The 20,541-nt window shown below is 71.3% G+C and carries 14 protein-coding genes; 6 read left to right on the forward strand and 8 right to left on the reverse strand.

Annotation, left to right across the window (positions count from 1 at the left end):
• Positions 1-32 precede the first annotated feature (32 nt).
• The 6 genes from ABZY20_RS26280 to ABZY20_RS26305 all read right to left on the reverse strand — a co-directional run bounded on the left by ABZY20_RS26280 (position 33) and on the right by ABZY20_RS26305 (position 7,044).
• A complete protein-coding gene (locus ABZY20_RS26280) occupies positions 33-1,019 on the reverse strand; it encodes a PAC2 family protein (protein ID WP_356444237.1) in 987 nt (328 codons plus the stop codon).
• Between the two features lie 155 nt (positions 1,020-1,174).
• Positions 1,175-1,846 carry a FadR/GntR family transcriptional regulator gene (locus ABZY20_RS26285; protein WP_356444239.1) on the reverse strand — a complete coding sequence of 224 codons (672 nt, stop codon included), beginning with the start codon at positions 1,844-1,846 and terminating at the stop codon, positions 1,175-1,177.
• A 128-nt stretch (positions 1,847-1,974) separates the two neighbouring features.
• The gene (locus tag ABZY20_RS26290; protein WP_356444240.1) at positions 1,975-3,591 is read right to left on the reverse strand and encodes a glycerol-3-phosphate dehydrogenase/oxidase; all 1,617 of its coding nucleotides are present in this window, start codon (positions 3,589-3,591) and stop codon (positions 1,975-1,977) included.
• A gap of 8 nt (positions 3,592-3,599) precedes the next feature.
• The gene (glpK, locus tag ABZY20_RS26295; RefSeq protein ID WP_356444242.1) at positions 3,600-5,138 is read right to left on the reverse strand and encodes a glycerol kinase GlpK; all 1,539 of its coding nucleotides are present in this window, start codon (positions 5,136-5,138) and stop codon (positions 3,600-3,602) included.
• 83 nt (positions 5,139-5,221) lie between these two features.
• The gene (locus ABZY20_RS26300; protein ID WP_356444244.1) at positions 5,222-6,016 is read right to left on the reverse strand and encodes an MIP/aquaporin family protein; all 795 of its coding nucleotides are present in this window, start codon (positions 6,014-6,016) and stop codon (positions 5,222-5,224) included.
• A 263-nt stretch (positions 6,017-6,279) separates the two neighbouring features.
• The gene (locus ABZY20_RS26305; RefSeq protein WP_356444246.1) at positions 6,280-7,044 is read right to left on the reverse strand and encodes an IclR family transcriptional regulator; all 765 of its coding nucleotides are present in this window, start codon (positions 7,042-7,044) and stop codon (positions 6,280-6,282) included.
• 318 nt (positions 7,045-7,362) lie between these two features.
• Between ABZY20_RS26305 and metH the strand changes: the two genes are divergently transcribed.
• The 4 genes from metH (at position 7,363) to ABZY20_RS26325 (ending at position 15,453) form a co-directional block, all read left to right on the forward strand.
• Positions 7,363-10,878 carry a methionine synthase gene (metH, locus tag ABZY20_RS26310; protein WP_356444247.1) on the forward strand — a complete coding sequence of 1,172 codons (3,516 nt, stop codon included), beginning with the start codon at positions 7,363-7,365 and terminating at the stop codon, positions 10,876-10,878.
• A gap of 169 nt (positions 10,879-11,047) precedes the next feature.
• Complete coding sequence (locus ABZY20_RS26315) at positions 11,048-11,749, forward strand: HAD family phosphatase (protein ID WP_356444248.1); 702 nt, start codon at positions 11,048-11,050, stop codon at positions 11,747-11,749.
• A gap of 407 nt (positions 11,750-12,156) precedes the next feature.
• Positions 12,157-13,761: an ABC transporter substrate-binding protein gene (locus tag ABZY20_RS26320; RefSeq protein WP_356444250.1), complete on the forward strand. Its 1,605-nt coding sequence runs from the start codon at positions 12,157-12,159 to the stop codon at positions 13,759-13,761.
• A 108-nt stretch (positions 13,762-13,869) separates the two neighbouring features.
• A complete protein-coding gene (locus ABZY20_RS26325; RefSeq protein WP_356444251.1) occupies positions 13,870-15,453 on the forward strand; it encodes an ABC transporter substrate-binding protein in 1,584 nt (527 codons plus the stop codon).
• A 78-nt stretch (positions 15,454-15,531) separates the two neighbouring features.
• Here the strand turns inward: ABZY20_RS26325 and ABZY20_RS26330 are convergent, their stop codons facing one another.
• Complete coding sequence (locus ABZY20_RS26330) at positions 15,532-16,203, reverse strand: response regulator transcription factor (RefSeq protein ID WP_016434400.1); 672 nt, start codon at positions 16,201-16,203, stop codon at positions 15,532-15,534.
• A 54-nt stretch (positions 16,204-16,257) separates the two neighbouring features.
• Positions 16,258-17,286, reverse strand: coding sequence for a RecB family exonuclease (locus ABZY20_RS26335; protein ID WP_356444252.1), 1,029 nt, complete (start codon positions 17,284-17,286; stop codon positions 16,258-16,260).
• Positions 17,287-17,473: 187 nt separating this feature from the next.
• On the opposite strand from ABZY20_RS26335, the gene ABZY20_RS26340 reads away from it, so the two are divergent.
• Positions 17,474-19,366 (forward strand): site-2 protease family protein, encoded by a 1,893-nt coding sequence (locus ABZY20_RS26340; protein ID WP_356444254.1) that lies wholly within the window; start codon positions 17,474-17,476, stop codon positions 19,364-19,366.
• Positions 19,367-19,404: 38 nt separating this feature from the next.
• Positions 19,405-20,307: a tRNA (adenine-N1)-methyltransferase gene (locus ABZY20_RS26345; RefSeq protein WP_030576904.1), complete on the forward strand. Its 903-nt coding sequence runs from the start codon at positions 19,405-19,407 to the stop codon at positions 20,305-20,307.
• Positions 20,308-20,541 lie beyond the last annotated feature (234 nt).

The raw sequence follows: 20,541 nt of genomic DNA on the forward strand, positions 1-20,541 counted from the left end.
TCCCGACCGGGAGACGCCCCCTTTCGCCGTTCTCAGTCCTCCGACGACTCCTCGTCGTCCGAACCCCCGGACTTGGGCGGCTTCGGCGGACGGGTCCGGCCGCTGGGGTTGTCCCGCAGGTACGACGAGCTGTCGCTGCCGTCCGCCGTGGCGTGCCCGCCCGCCGCGGGCGGTCCGCCGCCGTCCCGGCGCCGCAGGTAGCGCTCGAACTCGCGGGCGATCGCCTCGCCCGACGCCTCCGGCAGCTCCGCGGTGTCCCGGGCCTCCTCCAGCGACTGGACGTACTCGGCGACCTCGCTGTCCTCGGCGGCCAGCTGGTCCACGCCCACCTGCCAGGCGCGCGCGTCCTCGGGCAGCTCGCCCAGCGGGATGCGCACGTCGATCAGGTCCTCCAGCCGGTTCAGAAGCGCCAGCGTCGCCTTCGGGTTGGGCGGCTGCGACACGTAGTGCGGCACCGCCGCCCACAGCGACACGGCCGGCACCCCCGCGTGCGTGCACGCCTCCTGCAGGACGCCGACGATGCCCGTCGGCCCCTCGTACTTGGTCTCCTCCAGATCCATACGGCGGGCCAGGTCCGGGTCGGACGTCGTCCCGCTGATCGGAACCGGACGGGTGTGCGGGGTGTCGCCCAGCAACGCGCCCAGCACCACCACCAGTTCCACACCCAGCTCGTGCGCGAAGCCCAGCAGTTCGTTGCAGAACGAACGCCACCGCATGGACGGCTCGATGCCCCGGACCAGGACCAGGTCGCGCGGCTTGTCACCGCCGACCCGCACGACCGACAGTCTCGTCGTCGGCCAGGTGATCTTGCGGACGCCCGCTTCCATGAAGACCGTGGGGCGGTTCACCTGGAAGTCGTAGTAGTCCTCGGCGTCCAGCGCCGCGAACACCTCGCCCTTCCACTCCCTGTCCAGATGCGCGACCGCGGTGGAGGCGGCGTCGCCGGCATCGTTCCAGCCCTCGAACGCGGCCACCATGACCGGGTCGATCAGCTCGGGAACCCCCTCGAGCTCGATCACCCAGTGCCTCCTTCCGACGTACCCTCGCGTACGCCCCAACCTTACGGCGTGCGAAGGGGACGTCCGCAGCCCCCTTGCAGGGGGAGTGCCCCATCACTGCCCCGTGATCCACCCGTGAACACCCGGACCCGTCCGGGCCGTCCGTGCGGCGCGGCTCACAGGGCGGAGCGCAGCCAGTGCTCCACGCTCGCGATGTGCACGGTCGCCCAGGAGCGGGCCGCCTCGGCGTCCCGGTCGCGCAGCGCCGCCAGGATCGCCCGGTGCTCGTGCAGCGTGCGGCTCACGGCGTCCTCCTGGGTGAGGCCCCGCCAGATCCGGGCCCGGGTGGTGGGACCCGACAGCCCGTCCAGCAGCGAGCACAGCACGGAGTTGCCCGCAGCCCGCACGATGTCCCGGTGGAACTCCAGGTCGCAGGCGACCAGGTCCTCCACGGACGGATCGTCACCGAGCCCGTCCAGCCGGGCCGTGAGCGCGTCCAGCTGCCGCTCGCCGATCCGCGCCGCCGCCATCGCCGTGGCGGCGGGCTCCAGGATGCGGCGCACCGCCAGGAACTCCAGCACCGTGTCGTCGCGGTGGAAGTCCACGACGAAGCTCAGTGCCTCCAGCAGCAGTTGCGGGTCGAGGCTGGTGACGTACGTGCCGTCGCCCTGGCGGACGTCCAGGATCCGGATGAGGGAGAGCGCGCGGACGGCCTCCCGCAGGGAGTTGCGGGACAGCCCGAGCCCGGCGGCCAGTTCGCTCTCCTTCGGCAGCCGGTCGCCCGGCCGGAGCGCGCCGGAGACGATCATGCCCTTGATCTTCTCGATCGCCTCGTCGGTGACAGCCATCCCCGGCCTCCCTGTCGTTCAGGACCTCCGACGTATCCGGTCATTATGGGGGCCGGGGAAACACGGAAGGGGCGGCTCCGTCGGCGTGGAGCCGCCCCTCCCGGGCCGGGATCGCCCAGGGGGCGTGCCTACTTCTTGTCGAGCAGGTCCTGGACCTTGGCGCGGACGTCGTCCGTGGCGAGGCCGCGGATCGTCAGCGTCGTACGGCGGCGCAGCACGTCGTCCTGCGTCTCGGCCCACTCGTGGTCGCGGGCCCACACGACCTGCGCCCAGATCTCCGGGGCGTCCGGGTGGACGCGCTCGGCCAGCTCCGGGTTGTCGTTGGCCAGCCGGGCGATGTCGAAGGCCAGCGAGCCGTAGTGGGTCGCCAGGTGCCTGGCCGTGTCGGGCGCCATGCGCGGGCCGGGCGCCGGGCGGTCGGTCAGCAGCCGGTGGGCGACCGCGCGCGGGTTGGCGATGCCGGGCAGCGGCAGCTTCTTCGGCAGCGAGCCGACCGGCTCGAAGTCGTCGCCCAGCGGGTGGCCCGGCAGCGCCTCCAGCTTCTTCATGATGGTGCGGCCGATGTGGCGGAAGGTGGTCCACTTGCCGCCGGCCACGGACAGCATGCCGCCCCGGCCCTCGGTGACGACCGTCTCGCGCTTGGCCTTGGCGGTGTCGCCGGGGCCGCCCGGCAGCACGCGCAGACCGGCGAAGGAGTAGGTGATCAGGTCACGGCTCAGCTGCTGGTCGCGGACCGAGAAGGCGGCCTCGTCCAGGATCTGGGTGATGTCCTGCTCGGTGACCGAGACGTCCGCCGGGTCGCCCTCGAACACCTCGTCGGTGGTGCCCAGCAGCAGCATGTCCTCCCAGGGGAGGGCGAAGGTGATGCGGTACTTGTCGATCGGGGTGGCGAGCGCGGCCTTCCAGGGAGAGGTGCGCTTCAGGACCAGGTGCGCGCCCTTCGACAGGCGGATGGACGGCGCCGCGTTCGGGTTCTCCATCCGGCGCAGGTGGTCGACCCACGGGCCGGTCGCGTTCAGCACCAGCCGGGCGTTCACGCCGAACTCGTCGCCGGACAGGCGGTCCTTCAGCTCGGCGCCCGTGACCCGGCCCTGGGTGAAGCGCAGGCCGGTGACCTCGGCGTGGTTCAGGACCACCGCGCCCGCCTCGACGGCCGCGCGGACCGTCATCAGCGCCATGCGCGCGTCGTTCATCTGGTCGTCGCCGTACACGGCCACGGCCCTGAGGTTCTCGGTGCGCAGCTCGGGCACGTCCTGCGCGGCCTTGGCCGGGGAGAGCAGGTGCCCGACGCCGTCACCGAACGCGGAGAGCGCGGAGTAGGCGAAGACGCCCGCGCCGAGCTTCGCCGCGCCGTGCGGCCCGCCCTTGTACACCGGGAGGTAGAACGTGAGCGGGTTCGCCAGGTGGGGAGCCACCTGGCGGGAGACCGCACGGCGCTCGAAGTGGTTCTCCGCCACCAGCTTCACCGCGCCGGTCTGCAGGTAGCGCAGACCGCCGTGGAGCAGCTTGGAGGAGGCGGAGGACGTGGCGCCGGCGAAGTCGCCGGCGTCCACCAGTGCCACCCTGAGGCCGGACTGCGCGGCGTGCCAGGCGGTGGAGATGCCCAGGATGCCGCCGCCGATCACGAGAAGGTCGTACGACGCCTTGGAGAGCTGCTCCCTGGTCTCGGCTCGGCTCGGGTTCGAGCCGGAGGCCGGGTGCGTCCCCAGGGCAGGCACGGACTGCAGGGTGGACTTGGTGGTCATGCTGTTTCTTACTCCTCGTCCTCGAGCCAGCCCATGGTCCGCTCGACGGCCTTGAGCCAGTTCTTGTACTCACGGGCGCGGGTCTCCGCGTCCATGCGGGGGGTCCACTCGGCGGCCCGCCGCCAGTTGGCGCGCAGGTCGTCGGTGCTGTTCCAGAAGCCGACGGCGAGACCGGCGGCGTAGGCGGCGCCGAGGCAGGTGGTCTCGGCGACCATCGGGCGCACCACGGGGGCGTCCACGAAGTCGGCGAGGGTCTGCATCAGCAGGTTGTTGGAGGTCATGCCGCCGTCGACCTTCAGGGCGGCCAGCTCGACGCCGGAGTCCTTGGTCATGGCGTCGGCGATCTCCCGCGTCTGCCAGGCGGTGGCCTCCAGGACGGCCCGCGCCAGGTGGGCCTTGGTGACGTACCGGGTCAGGCCGGCGATCACACCGCGGGCGTCGGAGCGCCAGTACGGGGCGAACAGACCGGAGAAGGCCGGCACGAAGTAGGCGCCGCCGTTGTCCTCGACCGACAGGGCGAGGGTCTCGATCTCGGCGGCGGTGGAGATCAGGCCCATCTGGTCGCGCATCCACTGCACCAGCGAACCGGTGACGGCGATCGAGCCCTCCAGGGCGTAGACCGTGTCCTGGTCGCCGATCTTGTAGCCGACCGTGGTCAGCAGGCCGCTGTAGGAGTTGATGATCTTGTCACCGGTGTTCATCACCATGAAGGTGCCGGTGCCGTAGGTCGACTTGGTCTCGCCCTCGGCGAAGCAGGTCTGGCCGAACAGGGCCGCCTGCTGGTCGCCGAGCGCGGAGGCCACCGGGATGCCGCCGAGCAGGTCGCCCAGCTTGCCGCCGGTGATCTCGCCGTAGACCTCGGCGGAGGAGCGGATCTCGGGCAGGATCTGCTTCGGCACGCCGATCGACTCGCAGATCTTGTCGTCCCACTGCATGGTGTGCAGGTTCATGAGCATCGTGCGCGAGGCGTTGGTGACGTCCGTGACGTGCTTGCCGCCGTCGACACCGCCGGTCAGGTTCCAGATGACCCAGGTGTCCATGGTGCCGAAGAGGATGTCGCCCGCCTCGGCGCGCTCCTTCAGGCCGTCGACGTTGTCGAGCAGCCAGCGGGCCTTGGGGCCGGCGAAGTACGAGGCCAGCGGCAGGCCCGTCTCGCGGCGGAAGCGGTCCTGGCCGACGTTGCGGCCGAGTTCGCGGCACAGGGCGTCGGTGCGGGTGTCCTGCCAGACGATGGCGTTGTGGACGGGCTCACCGGTGTTCTTGTCCCACAGCACGGTGGTCTCGCGCTGGTTGGTGATGCCGATGGCCTTGATGTCGTCGCGGGTGATGCCGGCCTTCTCGATGGCCCCGGCGACGACCTCCTGGACGTTCGTCCAGATCTCCGTGGCGTTGTGCTCGACCCAGCCCGGCTTCGGGAAGATCTGCTCGTGCTCCTTCTGGTCGACGGAGACGATCCGGCCGTCCCGGTCGAAGACGATGCAGCGGCTGGAGGTGGTGCCCTGGTCGATGGCGGCGATGAAGGGGCCGGCGGTGTGCGCGTCGGTCACTGTGTGCTCCTGGAAGTTCCGTGTTTATGGGGCTTTACGTACGGCGCGTGCGGAGAGTTTCGCAAAGGACGCGAGGATCGCTCCTAGGCGAACGCGACGTTGTAGATGCCTGCCGCGATGGCGCCGCCGAGCAGCGGACCCACCACCGGGACCCAGGCGTAGCCCCAGTCGGAGCCGCCCTTGTTGGGCAGGGGCAGCAGGGCGTGCACGATGCGCGGACCGAGGTCACGGGCCGGGTTGATCGCGTAGCCCGTCGGGCCGCCGAGGGACAGGCCGATCGAGACCACGACGAGCGCCGTGATCAGGGCGCCCATGGTGCCCAGGCCGTTGCCCTTGTCGTTCAGGCCCTGGGTGAGCACCGCCAGCACGAGCACGATGGTGCCGATGACCTCGGTGGCGACGTTCTGCCAGGCGACCCGGACCTCGGGGCCGGTGGAGAAGACGCCCAGCACGGGGCCGGCGCCCTGCTCCTGGGCCTCGACGGCCTTGACCGCCGTGTCCTGCGCACCCGGACCGCCGACGATCTCGCGGTCGGTGAGGTGGGCGTGGAACTGACCGTAGTAGGCGATCCAGACCAGGGCCGCGCCGATCATGGCGCCGAGGATCTGCCCGGCCCAGTAGACCGGGACGTTCTTCCAGTCGCCGTCCTTGATCGCGAGGGCGACGGTGACGGCCGGGTTCAGATGGGCGCCGGACAGCGGCGCCGTGGTGTAGACGGCCGTGAGCACCGCGAAGCCCCACCCGAAGGTGATGGCCAGCCAGCCGGCGTTCCGTGCCTTGGAGGCCTTGAGCGTGACGGCGGCGCAGACTCCGCCGCCGAGAAGGATGAGTATGGCGGTACCGATGGTCTCGCCGATGAAGATGTCGGAGCTGGACACCCGCGACTCCTTTGTCCTACGTCCAGGGAAGTTCGATACCGGCCTGGCGTTGTCACACTCTAGCGCGTATTGCCGGTAGCTGTTCGACAATGTCGACCGATGGACGGGAGTCTTGCTTCGGCGTTACGAGCACGTCAAGAGCTGTGTCGCCGATAACACGATCGTTACTGATCGCGGCCGTCCCCTGGATCCTTGCCGCAGGTGAGCGCGGACATGCCAAAGACCGGAACGCCGTCGGGCGCTCCGGTCTCGTTCGTCCTGCGTCAGAAGCGCCCGGCGCCCAGATCCCGGGACACCGCACGGGCGCAGTCCCGGACCGCCGCGATGAGCTCGGGGCGCAGTTCGCCGTCCCGGCACAGCCGCTCGACGGCACCGGTGATGCCGACCGAGCCCACCGGCATCCGCCGCCGGTCGTGGATGGGCGCGGCCAGGGACGCCACGCCCTCCCAGGTCTCCTCCACGTCCGCCGCGTACCCACGCGCGCGGGTGAGGTCGAGGATCTTCTCGAAGTCCTCCGGCTCGCACACCGTCCGGTCGGTGAACGCCTTGCGGTCGGCCTCCAGGGCCTCGCTGTGGGCCACCGGGTCGTAGGCGGACAGCACCTTGCCCAGGGCGGTGGAGTGCAGCGGCTGCATGGCCCCGATCTCCAGGACCTGCCGGCTGTCGTCGGGCCGGAAGACGTGGTGCACGATCAGCACGCCCTGCTGGTGCAGGACGCCGAGGTAGACGCTCTCGCCGCTGGAGCGGGCCAGGTCGTCGGTCCACACCAGGGCGCGGGCGCGCAGCTCGTGGACGTCGAGATAGGTGGTGCCAAGGCGCAGCAGCTCCGCGCCCAGCTGGTAGCGCCCGGAGGCGTCGTCCTGCTCCACGAAGCCCTCCTGCTGCAGGGTGCGCAGGATGCCGTGGGCGGTGCCCTTGGCCAGGCCCAGCGACGAGGCGATGTCCGACAGGCCGAGCCGCCGTTCGCCGCCCGCCAGCAACCGCAGCATCGCGGCCGCCCGCTCGAGCGACTGGATGTTCCGTGCCATCGCCGTACTGCCTCCGTCCCCTTCGACCGCCGACAACCGGGGGCCCGCAGCCCTCGTTCGGCAATGTCGAACACTACCGGTCCTTGGCGACGTCTCGCTAATGGTGGGTCACCATTTGTTGCGCCGCGCCGGGTCGGTCCGCCGCAGATTCCTCGCACAACCGGCCACCCGCGCGCCATCGGCGTCCGCCCCGTGGACGCTCTGCCCATCCAAGCCCACTCCCGGTTACGCTGGCGCGGTGCGCCCTTCCCCGGATGCCCTCCGGACGTCAGGGAAGCCGCAAAGCCGACAGCCGTCGCACCTGAGGGAGCCCCTTTCATGGCCTCGTTGCCGCCGACCCCTTCCGCCGACAGCCGGACCCGTGTGTCCGCGCTCCGAGAGGCCCTGGCCACCCGCGTGGTCGTCGCCGACGGAGCCATGGGCACCATGCTCCAGGCCCAGGACCCCACCCTCGAGGACTTCGAGAACCTCGAGGGCTGCAACGAGATCCTCAACGTCACCCGGCCGGACATCGTCCGTTCCGTGCACGACGCGTACTTCGCGGTCGGTGTCGACTGCGTCGAGACCAACACCTTCGGCGCCAACCACTCCGCCATGGCGGAGTACGACATCCCCGACCGCGTCTTCGAACTGTCGGAGGCCGGTGCCCGCATCGCCCGCGAGGCGGCCGACGAGTACGCCGCCGGCGACGGACGCCCCCGCTGGGTCCTGGGCTCGGTCGGCCCCGGCACCAAGCTGCCCACGCTCGGCCACATCGCCTACGGCACCATCCGCGACGGCTACCAGGCCAACGCCGAGGGCCTGCTCGCCGGCGGCGCCGACGCGCTGATCGTGGAGACCACGCAGGACCTGCTGCAGACCAAGGCGTCCGTCCTGGGCGCCCGCCGGGCCATGGAGGCCACCGGCGTCGAGGTCCCCCTGCTCTGCTCGATGGCCTTCGAGACCACCGGCACCATGCTGCTCGGCTCCGAGATCGGCGCGGCCCTGACCGCGCTGGAGCCCCTCGGCATCGACATGATCGGCCTGAACTGCTCCACCGGCCCCGCCGAGATGAGCGAGCACCTGCGCTACCTCACGCGCCACTCGCGCATCCCGCTGCTGTGCATGCCGAACGCCGGTCTGCCCATCCTCACCAAGGACGGCGCGCACTTCCCGCTCGACCCCGAGGGCCTGGCCGACGCCCAGCAGAACTTCGTCCGGGACTACGGTCTCTCCCTGGTCGGCGGCTGCTGCGGCACCACCCCCGAGCACCTGCGGCAGCTGGTCGAGCGGGTCCGGGACGTCACCCCGACCGAGCGCGACCCGCGGCCCGAGCCGGGCGCCGCCTCCCTCTACCAGTCGGTGCCGTTCCGGCAGGACACCTCCTACCTGGCCATCGGCGAGCGCACCAACGCCAACGGCTCCAAGAAGTTCCGCGAGGCCATGCTGGAGGGCCGCTGGGACGACTGCGTGGAGATGGCCCGCGAGCAGATCCGCGAGGGCGCGCACATGCTCGACCTGTGCGTGGACTACGTCGGCCGCGACGGCGTCGCCGACATGGAGGAGCTGGCCGGCCGCTTCGCCACCGCCTCCACCCTGCCGATCGTGCTGGACTCCACCGAGGTCGACGTCATCCGGGCAGGACTGGAGAAGCTCGGCGGCCGCGCGGTGATCAACTCGGTGAACTACGAGGACGGCGACGGCCCCGAGTCCCGCTTCGCCAAGGTCACCCAGCTCGCCAAGGAGCACGGCGCCGCCCTCATCGCGCTGACCATCGACGAGGAGGGCCAGGCCCGCACCGCCGAGAAGAAGGTCGAGATCGCCGAACGGCTCATCGACGACCTCACCGGCAACTGGGGCATCCACGAGGAGGACATCCTCGTCGACTGCCTGACCTTCACCATCTGCACCGGCCAGGAGGAGTCCCGCAAGGACGGCATCGCCACCATCGAGGGCATCCGCGAGCTGAAGCGGCGCCACCCGAAGGTGCAGACCACCCTCGGCCTGTCCAACATCTCCTTCGGCCTCAACCCGGCCGCCCGCATCCTGCTGAACTCCGTCTTCCTCGACGAGTGCGTCAAGGCGGGCCTGGACTCGGCGATCGTGCACGCGTCGAAGATCCTGCCGATCGCCCGCTTCAGCGAGGAGGAGGTCCGCACCGCCCTGGACCTCATCCACGACCGCCGCGCCGAGGGCTACGACCCGCTGCAGAAGCTCATGCAGCTCTTCGAGGGCGCCACCGCCAAGTCCCTCAAGGCCGGCAGGGCCGAGGAGCTGGCCGCCCTGCCGCTGGACGAGCGCCTGCAGCGCCGCATCATCGACGGCGAGCGCAACGGCCTCGAAGCCGACCTCGACGAGGCCCTGAAGGAGCGGCCCGCGCTCGACATCGTCAACCAGACCCTGCTGGAGGGCATGAAGGTCGTCGGCGAGCTGTTCGGCTCCGGCCAGATGCAGCTGCCGTTCGTCCTGCAGTCCGCCGAGGTGATGAAGGCGGCCGTCGCCCACCTCGAACCGCACATGGAGAAGACCGACGAGGCCGGCAAGGGCACCATCGTGCTGGCCACCGTGCGCGGCGACGTGCACGACATCGGCAAGAACCTCGTCGACATCATCCTCACCAACAACGGCTACAACGTCGTCAACCTCGGCATCAAGCAGCCGGTCTCCGCGATCCTGGACGCCGCCGAGGAGCACAAGGCCGACGTCATCGGCATGTCCGGTCTCCTGGTGAAGTCCACCGTGATCATGAAGGAGAACCTGGAGGAGCTGAACACCCGGGGACTCGCCGCCCGCTTCCCGGTGATCCTCGGCGGCGCCGCCCTGACCCGCGCCTACGTCGAGCAGGACCTGCACGAGCTGTACGAGGGCGAGGTCCGCTACGCCCGCGACGCCTTCGAGGGCCTGCGCCTGATGGACGCCCTGATCGGCGTCAAGCGCGGTGTGCCGGGCGCCAAGCTGCCCGAGCTGAAGCAGCGCCGGGTCAGGGCCGCCGCCCCGGCCGTCGTCGAGGAGCGCCCCGAGGAGGGGCACGTCCGCTCCGACGTCGCCACCGACAACCCCGTCCCGAAGCCGCCCTTCACCGGCACCCGCGTGATCAAGGGCATCCAGCTCAAGGAGTACGCGAGCTGGCTCGACGAGGGCGCCCTGTTCAAGGGCCAGTGGGGCCTGAAGCAGGCCCGCACCGGCGAGGGCCCGACGTACGAGGAACTGGTCGAGACCGAGGGCCGCCCCCGGCTGCGCGGCCTGCTCGACCGGCTCCAGACGGAGAACCTGCTGGAGGCGGCCGTGGTCTACGGCTACTTCCCGTGCGTCTCCAAGGACGACGACCTGATCATCCTGGACGAGCAGGGCAACGAGCGCACCCGCTTCACCTTCCCGCGCCAGCGCCGCGGCCGGCGCCTGTGCCTGGCCGACTTCTTCCGCCCGGAGGAGTCCGGCGAGACCGACGTCGTCGGCCTGCAGGTCGTCACCGTCGGCTCGCGCATCGGCGAGGAGACCGCGCGCCTGTTCGAGGCCAACGCCTACCGCGACTACCTGGAGCTGCACGGGCTGTCCGTGCAGCTGGCCGAGGCGCTCGCCGAGTACTGGCACGCCCGCGTGCGCTCCGAGCTGGGCTTCGCGGGGGAGGACCCCGACGAGATGCAGGGCATGTTCGAGCTGAAGTACCGGGGTGCCCGCTTCTCCCTCGGCTACGGCGCCTGCCCCAACCTGGAGGACCGCGCCAAGATCGCCGACCTGCTCCGGCCGGAGCGCATCGGCGTCCACCTCTCCGAGGAGTTCCAGCTGCATCCGGAGCAGTCCACGGACGCCATCGTGATCCACCACCCGGAGGCGAAGTACTTCAACGCCCGCTGAGCGGCCCCACCGGGCGCACGCCCCGGGCACCCCGTCGTGTGCGGGGTGTGCCCGGTGGCACAGCGGCAGAACGAGGCACTTCCGCCGCACACGACGTAGACTGGTCTGTCCACTGCAGGCCGGTTCCCCTGAGGGAACCGGCCTGATCGTCCCTCAAGGAGGTAGGTGGATGACCAGTACGGTCCCCGCGCTCGGCACCCGTACGGCCGAAGGCTCGGCCCTGCAGGCCGTGCTCCTCGACATGGACGGCACCCTGGTGGACACGGAGGGCTTCTGGTGGGACGTCGAGGTCGAGGTCTTCGCCTCCCTCGGCCACAGGCTCGACGAGTCCTGGCGGCACGTCGTGGTCGGCGGTCCCATGACCCGCAGCGCCGGGTTCCTGATCGAGGCCACCGGGGCCGACATCGCCCTCGACGAGCTCACGGTCCTGCTCAACGACGGCTTCGAGGAGCGCATCGACCGCGCCCTGCCGCTGATGCCGGGTGCCGGGCGGCTGCTGGCCGAGCTGTACGAGTACGAGGTCCCCACGGCCCTCGTCTCCGCCTCGCACCGCCGCATCATCGACCGGGTGCTCACCTCGCTCGGCGCCCACCACTTCGGCCTGACGGTCGCCGGTGACGAGGTGCCGCGCACCAAGCCCCACCCCGACCCCTACCTGGCGGCCGCCACCGGCCTGGGGGCGGACCCGCTGCGGTGCGCCGTCATCGAGGACACCGCGACCGGCGTCGCCGCCGCCGAGGCCGCGGGCTGCCACGTCGTGGCCGTCCCCTCCGTCGCCCCCATCCAGCCGGCCCTGAGGCGCACGGTCGTCAGCTCCCTCGAAGAGGTCGACCTGACATTTCTGCACGGCCTGATGACGGAAATGCCCTAGCCGTTCACCCAGCGTGCAGCGGTGTTAGGTGCGAATTCCGAAGATGAATTCGAGCTTCTCGGGACGCTCGAATTCCCGTACCTTCGAACCCGTTTAACGTGTGACGTTCGCCACGCAGTCCGGGCTCGACAGTCGAACGGGCGTGTGCTGCGTACCCCCTCGGGGGGGTCGCAGGCGTGCCCTTGTGTCCCGATTGATGGGACGCTGCACCAAAGCTTCCCCCATCGGGTTTTCGGTCTGTCCGCGCCCGGTTCCGCAGCGTGATGGGTGCTCAACTCCGGTGGCCGCCAACCCTCCTGCCGGCCCGGACTAATCTCGTCGCGAGAACATCGCCCCACCCCCGTGATCCGCTGCGCCACCCCTGCATGCCGGGTACACGGAGTAGACAGCTCTGGAGAAACTCGAGCATGAACCGCAAGACTTTGGTGCTGCCGGCCGTCCTCGGCCTGCTCGCGCCGGTGCTCGCCGCATGCGGCGGGACCGACAGCGGCAGCGGCGGCAGCGGCGCTATCGTCGTCGGCACCACGGACCGGTTCACCGCCTCGAAGGAGGCCCCCGCGCCCCTCGACCCGGCGTACGCCTACGACGTCGGCACCTGGAACATCCTGCGCCAGACCGTGCAGACCCTGATGATCCAGCCGCGCGGCGAGGGCGAGCCGGTGCCCGAGGCAGCCGAGCGCTGCGGCTTCACCGACACCGGCAACGAGCGCTACGCCTGCACCCTGCGCGACGGTCTGCAGTTCGCGGACGGCGACCCCATCACCGCGGCGGACGTCAAGTACTCCATCGACCGCGCCCTGTCCCTCAAGGCCGACAGCGGTGTCTTCGCCCTGCTGTCCACCATCGACACCGTCGAGACCCAGGGCGACAGCGAGGTCATCTTCCACCTCAAGACGGCCGACGCCACCTTCCCTTACAAGCTGTCGACCCCGGTCGCCGGCATCGTCGACCCCGACGACTACCCGAAGGACAGGCTGCGCGACGGCTTCGACCTCGACGGCTCCGGCCCGTACACCCTCGACGCGGACGTCGAGGGTGACGAGGTCGTCAAGGCCCGGTTCACCCGGAACCCGAACTACAAGGGGACCCTGAAGGTGAACAACGACGAGGTCGACATGGTGTCCTTCAAGGACGCCGACGCCATGGGCGACGCCCTCGACGAGGGCGACATCGACCTGATGACCCGCACCATGTCGCCGGAGCAGATCCGCAAGCTCTCGGACGACGCCGGCACCGACATCGACCTCGTCGAGATGCCCGGCCTGGAGATCCGCTACCTGGGCTTCAACACCGACGCCCCCAGCGTGAAGTCCAAGGCCGTGCGCCAGGCGATGGCGCGTGTCGTCAACCGCAGCGAGCTGGTCTCCAAGGTCTACGGCTCCCAGGCCGAGCCGCTGTACTCGCTCGTCCCGGCCAGCCTCACCGGCCACTCCAACTCGTTCTTCAACCAGTACGGCGACCCGAGCGTCACCAAGGCCCGTTCGGTGCTGAACCAGGCCAACATCACCACGCCGGTGAAGCTGACGCTGCACTACACCACCGACCACTACGGCCCGGCCACCAAGAAGGAGTTCGAGGTCCTGCGCGACCAGCTGAACTCCAGCCGCCTGTTCGACGTCGACATCAAGGGCACGCCCTGGGCCACCTTCCGCCCGGCCGAGAAGAAGGGCGAGTACGACGTCTACGGCATGGGCTGGTTCCCGGACTTCCCGGACGCCGACAACTTCCTCGCGCCGTTCCTCGACAAGGACAACACCCTCGGCTCGCCCTACGCCAACAGCCAGATCCGCGACCGCCTGATCCCCGAGTCCCGCCGTGAGGCGGACCGGCTGTCCGCCTCCACCAGCCTGACGGACATTCAGGACATCGTCGCCAGTGACGTGCCGGTGCTGCCGCTCTGGCAGGGCAAGCAGTACGTCGCCGCGAGCGACGACATCACGGGCACCGCGTACGCGCTCAACTCCGCGTCGACGCTCCAGCTCTGGGAGCTCGGCCGCGGAGTGAGCGACTGACGCACCTTATGGAACCCCGGGGTCTGTGACCGCGGACCCCGGGGGACCGTGCCCCGGAGCCAGGGACATGCTCCGGGTGTTCTCGAGAACCGACGACAAGGCACACACGTGAACATACGCAACCAGTGGCCGGTCCTGCCGATCGTGGCAGGGCTCGCCTCCGGACTGCTGACCGGCTGCGGCACGGAGACCGGCGACTCCGCGGGGGACGGCTCCAACGTGGTGGTGGGGATGTCCGACGACGTCCTGGCCACCGACCCGGCCTCCGGCTACGACCCGGGTTCCTGGCTGTTGTTCAACAACGTCTTCCAGTCGCTGCTCAGCTTCCCCAAGGGCGCCACGGAGCCCCAGCCGGAGGCCGCGGAGAGCTGCGCCTTCAGCGACGCGCAGACCACGGTCTACAAGTGCACGCTGAAGGACGGCCTCAAGTTCAGCACCGGTGACGAACTGACGTCCAAGGACGTCAAGTTCTCCTTCGACCGCATGCTGAAGATCAACGACCCGGACGGGCCGGCGGTCATGTTCCCCACGCTGGAGAAGGTCGAGACGCCGGACGAGAAGACGGTCGTCTTCCGCCTCAACACGGCCGACGCCACCTTCCCCAGCAAGATCGCCTCCGGCGCCGGGTCCATCGTCGACCACCGCTCGTACGACGCCGACGGGCTGCGCAAGGACGGCAAGGCCGTCGGCTCCGGCCCGTACCAGCTCGACTCGATCGACGACGAGCAGGCCGTCTTCTCCGTCAACGAGAACTACAAGGGCACCGCCGAGGTGAGCAACACCGGCGTCACCCTCCGGTTCTTCGACGGCGACCAGACCGCCCTGAGGCAGGCCATCGAGAACGAAGAGGTCGACATCGCCTACCGCGGCCTCACCGCCGGCGACGTCGCCGACATGGAGAAGGCCGACGACGGCACCGGCATCGAGGTCGTCGAGGGCAGCAGCGCCGAGGTCCAGCACCTGGTGTTCAACATGGACCACCCCGTCACCGGGAAGCTCGGCGTCCGCAGGGCCATCGCCCACCTGCTCGACCGCGAGGCCCTCATCAGGAACGTCTACCAGGGCACCGCGACCCCGCTGTACTCGATCATCCCGGCCGGTATCGCCGGCCACAACACGGCGTTCTTCGACACCTACGGCGCCCGGCCCTCCAAGGCCAAGGCGGCGGCCGCGCTGCGCAAGGACGGCATCACCGGCAAGGTGAAGCTGACCCTGTGGTCGACGCCCTCCCGCTACGGCCCCGCCACCGACCAGGAGCTGACCGCCATCGCCGGGCAGCTCAACGCCAGCGGCCTGTTCGACGCCGACGTCAAGTCCGTGCCGTTCGGCCAGTACGAGAAGGACATCGCGGCCGGCAAGTACGGCGTCTACGTCAAGGGCTGGGTCCCCGACTACCCGGACGCCGACAACTTCACGGCCCCCTTCTTCGGCGAGGGCAACGTGCTGAACAACAACTACGACAACAGCACGATCACCGAGTCCCTGATCCCGCGCACCGCGGCCCTGACCAACCGCGCCGCCACGGACAAGGAGTTCGGCGAGCTGCAGGACATCGTCGCCGACGAGCTCCCCGTCCTGCCGGTGTGGCAGGCCAAGCAGTACGCGGTCGTCCGGGACGGCGCCTACGGCCTGGAGTACTGCCTCGACGCGTCGACCGTGTTCCGCTTCTGGGAGCTGAGCAAGGACGCCTGACACACGGGTGTGCACAAGGGCGCCTCCTGCTCGGCAGGGGGCGCCCTTTCGTCATGCGCGGGTGAGGAGCGGGGCGGCCTACTGCGCGCCGGGCCGCACCAGCCCGCTCTCGTAGGCGTACACGGCGGCCTGCACGCGGTCCCTGAGGCCCAGCTTCGTCAGCACGTGCCCCACATGCGTCTTGACCGTCGTCTCGCTGACGAACAGGTCCGCCGCGATCTCGGCGTTGGACAGCCCGCGCGCCACCAGCTTCAGCACCTCGACCTCACGGTCGGTGAGCGTGTGCAGCGTGTCCGGCACCGGCTCGTCACCCGAGGGCAGATGCGTGGCGTACTTGTCGAGCAGCCGGCGCGTGATGCTCGGCGCGAGCATGGCCTCGCCCCCGGCGACGACCCGGATGGCCTGCACCAGTTCGTTCGCCGGGGCGTCCTTCAGCAGGAACCCGCTGGCGCCCGCGCGCAGCGCCTCCACCACGTACTCGTCGAGGTCGAAGGTGGTCAGCACCAGCACCTTCGCCGGGCCGTCGCGCCCGGGGCCGGTGATCTGCCGGGTCGCCTCCACACCGTCCATCCGCGGCATGCGGATGTCCATCAGGACCACGTCGGGCTGCAGGGCCCGCACCTGGTCGAGCGCCTGGAGGCCGTCTCCGGCCTCGCCGACGACCGCGATGTCCTGCTCGGCCTCCAGGATCATCCGGAAGCCCGTGCGGAGCAGCGGCTGGTCGTCGACCAATAGGACGCGGATGGCCACGTGAGTCTCCTTCGCTAGTCCGGGCCCATTCTGCCCTGCGCGGGCCCGCCGGACTCAGCCGCCCTCACCGGCGGGCGCTGTCCCTTCCGGGGCCGCGACCCCGGCGCCGTCCCGGCCCGCCTCCCGCTCCGCCGCGGGCGCGGGCACCAGGCCCGCCGGGCCCACCGGCAGCGGATACGGCGGGGGAGTGCCGCCGAACTCCGGGCAGTGGGCCTGGTGGTCGCACCAGCCGCACAGCTTGGTGGGGCGCGGCCGCCAGTCGCCCGTCTCCGTCGCCAGCCGGATCGCGTCCCACAGCGCCAGCAGCTTGCGCTCGACCCGCTCCAGGTCGGCGGGGACCGGGTCGTACGTCAGCACCTGGCCGCTGCCGAGGTAGACCAGCTGGAGCCGCCGCGGGACCACGTTCTTCAGCCGCCAGACCACCAGGGCGTAGAACTTCATCTGGAACAGGGCGCCCTCGGAGTACTCGGGCCGGGGCGCCTTGCCCGTCTTGTAGTCGACGATGCGGACCTCGCCGGTGGGCGCCACGTCGACCCGGTCGATGATGCCGCGCAGCCGCAGCCCGGACTCCAGCTCGGCCTCGACGAACAGCTCCCGCTCGGCCGGCTCCAGCCGGCTCGGGTCCTCCAGCGTGAACCAGCGCTCGACGAGCTGCTCCGCCTCACCCAGCCAGCGCGCCAGCCGCTCGCCCTGCGGATCGTCGGCGAACAGCTCGGCCACCTCCGGCCGCGACTCGCGCAGCCGGTCCCACTGGCCGGGGATCAGCGACTTCGCCCGGGGCGGTGTGCGCTCGGCCGCCGGGGCGTCGAAGAGGCGCTCCAGCACCGCGTGCACCAGCGTGCCCCGCGTCGCCGCCTCGCTGGGCTTCTCCGGGAGCCGGTCGATGACCCGGAAGCGGTAGAGCAGCGGGCACTGCATGAAGTCGCTCGCACGCGAGGGGGACAGCGAGGCGGGCGGTATGGCGCTGGTCCCGGTCACGAGCTCGCTGACGGCGGCGGTCTCGGCCGCGGCCACCGCCACCGTCTCCGCCGCTTCCTCCGCCGCCGTCCGCGCCGTCTCCGCGCCCTCGGTGCTCGTCTCCATGCCCCAGACCTTACGGCCCGCCACTGACAGTGACCCAACCGCGTGCGTGAGGGAAGCCGGGAGGGGAGGCCGACGTCCGGAAAACTCAGGGGTGCCGGGGCGGAACGCACCCCGGCGGACGCATACCATCGACACGAGACCCTCCCGACCGGCAGGCGCGGGAGACGCTTCGAACGAGGGGACACCGGTGGACGAGAGCGGCGGGCGCGGGCAGCCGCGGTCCGGCAACGAGGAGTCGGCCGACCGCCACGCGGGGGCGCCGGCCCGGGCCACCGACCCGACCCCCGCCGGCGAACGGCCCCCGCACGGCGAGCGCTTGACCCCCGAGCACGACACCGCCGCCCCCGCGCGCGACACGGCAGCCGGCTCGGACGCCCCCGGCCGTGACGAGAAGACGCCCCCCGCGGCCGGCCCCGCCGCCCCGGCACACGACCCGGACGCGCCCGCCCGCGATACCGACGCGCCCGCCCGCGACACGGACGCCCCCGGCGGTGACGCCGAGGCGCCCGCCCGCGGCTCCGCAAGCCCGGTCGGCGCCTCCTCCACCACCCCTGGCGAGCCCACCGGAGCCGAGGAGCACCGCGCCCCCACCGCCGCCGAGCACGGCGAGGGCGGGTCCCCCGAGACCGACGCTCACCCCGACCGCTCCTACGCAGGTGAGCCGCACACCGGGCCGCACTCGGCCCGCCCCGAGGCGCACCCCCGGCAGACCCCGGCCGGTGCGCCGCACACCGGGCCCGGCTCGGCCCGCCCGGAGGCGGACCCTCGGCAGACCCCCCAGGCCCCGCCCCCGGGCGTCCCCGACCGCTTCTCCAAGCCCTCCGCCGGGCACCACCCCACCGAGCCCCCCACCGAGCCCCCCGCCTCCGGCCCCCGCCACCTCGCCCACTCCGCGGACGGCAAGGGCCCCGCCCCGCAGCGGCCCCCGGGGCCCCGGGGCGGGCTGCTCATGGGGCGGCCCTTCGGGGTGCCCGTGTACGTCGCGCCCAGCTGGTTCCTGGTCGCCGCGCTGATCACCTGGGTGTTCGGCGGGCAGCTGGAGCGCGTGCTGCCCGAGCTCGGAGCCGCGCGGTACCTGGTGTCCCTGTTCTTCGCGGTCGCCTTCTACGCCTCCGTGCTCGTCCACGAACTGGCCCACACGGTCGCCGCCCTCCGCTTCAAGCTCCCGGTGCGCCGTATCCAGCTCCAGTTCTTCGGCGGCGTCTCCGAGATCGAGAAGGAGGCCGAGACCCCCGGCCGGGAATTCTGGCTGGCCTTCGTCGGTCCGCTGCTCTCCCTCGCCCTGGCCGGCGTCTTCTACGGCGGCCTGCAGGCCGTGGAGCCCGGCACCGTCCCGGGCGTGCTGCTGGCCGGCCTGATGATCTCCAACCTCATCGTCGCCGCGTTCAACCTCCTGCCCGGCCTGCCCCTCGACGGCGGCCGCATGCTCCGCGCGGTCGTCTGGAAGCTCACCGGCAAGCCCATGAACGGCACCATCGCCGCCGCCTGGGTCGGCCGCGCCCTGGCCGTCTGCGTGCTGATCGGCCTGCCGCTGCTCACCCAGTCCGGCGCCCTCGGCTCCGACGCCGTCGACAACGTCGGCATGGACACCGTCCTGGACGCCCTGCTCGCCGCGATCCTCGCCGCGATCATCTGGACCGGCGCCGGCAACAGCCTGCGCATGGCCCGCCTGCGCGAGCACCTGCCCGAACTGCGCGCCCGCGCCCTCACCCGCCGGGCCGTCCCCGTCGAGACCGACACCCCGCTCTCCGAGGCGCTGCGCCGCGCCAACGCCGCCGGCGCCCGCGCCCTGGTCGTCGTCGACGCCGACGGCCACCCCCTCTCCCTCGTCCGCGAGGCCGCCATCGTCGGCGTACCCGAGCACCGCCGCCCCTGGGTCGCGGTCAGCGGCCTCGCCCAGGAACTCACCGACGGCATGCGCGTCTCCGCGGAGCTGGCGGGGGAGGAGCTGCTCGACGCCCTGCGCGCGACCCCGGCGACCGAGTACCTGGTGGTCGAGGAGACCGGCGAGATCTACGGCGTGCTGTCCGCCGCCGACGTGGAGCGCGCTTTCGTGAAGGCGATGGCGAGGCCGTCCTAGTGGTCGGAGGCCCTCCCGGCTGCCGGTAGGCTGGTCACATGTCCGAACCGACCGGTGCCGCCCGCAGGCGCGGGCCCTTCAAGGTCGGGGACCAGGTACAGCTGACCGACCCCAAGGGCCGCCACTACACGTTCACGCTCGAGGCCGGGAAGAACTTCCACACCCACAAGGGTTCCTTCCCGCACGACGAACTGATCGGCGCTCCCGAGGGCAGCGTTGTCCGCACCACGGGGAACGTCGCCTACCTCGCGCTGCGCCCCCTGCTCCCCGACTACGTCCTGTCCATGCCCCGCGGGGCAGCCGTCGTGTACCCGAAGGACGCGGGGCAGATCCTCGCCTTCGCCGACATCTTCCCCGGCGCGCGCGTCGTCGAGGCCGGCGTGGGCTCCGGCTCGCTCAGCAGCTTCCTGCTGCGCGCCATCGGCGACCAGGGCATGCTGCACAGCTACGAGCGCCGCGCCGACTTCGCCGAGATCGCCCAGGCGAACGTCGAGCGCTACTTCGGGGGCCCGCACCCCGCCTGGCAGCTCACCGTCGGCGACCTCCAGGACAACCTGTCCGACACGGACGTCGACCGCGTCATCCTCGACATGCTCGCCCCCTGGGAGTGCCTGGAGGCCGTCTCCAAGGCGCTCGTGCCCGGCGGCATCCTCTGCTGCTACGTGGCCACCACCACCCAGCTCGCCCGGACCGTCGAGTCCATCCGCGAGATCGGCTGCTTCAACGAGCCGACCTCCTGGGAGACGATGATCCGCAACTGGCACATCGAGGGCCTCGCCGTCCGCCCGGACCACCGGATGATCGGCCACACCGGCTTCCTGCTGACCGCCCGCCGCCTCGCCGACGGCGTCGAGCCGCCCATGCGCCGCCGCCGCCCCGCCAAGGGCGCCTACGGCGAGGACTACGCCGGCCCCAACGCCGACGGCGGCTCCGGCCGCTGAGGCGAGACGCCACCCCGCACAACCCACGGGCGCGGTGGCGGAGTTCCCGGACCCGCTCCGGAACTCCGCCACCGCGCCCTTCCGTTGCCGCGCGCCAGGCACCGCACACAGCGGCCGGCCCGTACCGGACCCTCCGCGGCACGCCCCGCCGCGACGGACGCGGCCCTGCTCCCACCGGACGCCTGACACGGCGGCAGGATTCCAACCCGTCCGGCTTCCCCGGCGCGGAAGGTG

The sequence above is a fragment of the Streptomyces sp. NPDC006624 genome (assembly GCF_040611555.1).
Classification (GTDB): Bacteria; Actinomycetota; Actinomycetes; order Streptomycetales; family Streptomycetaceae; genus Streptomyces.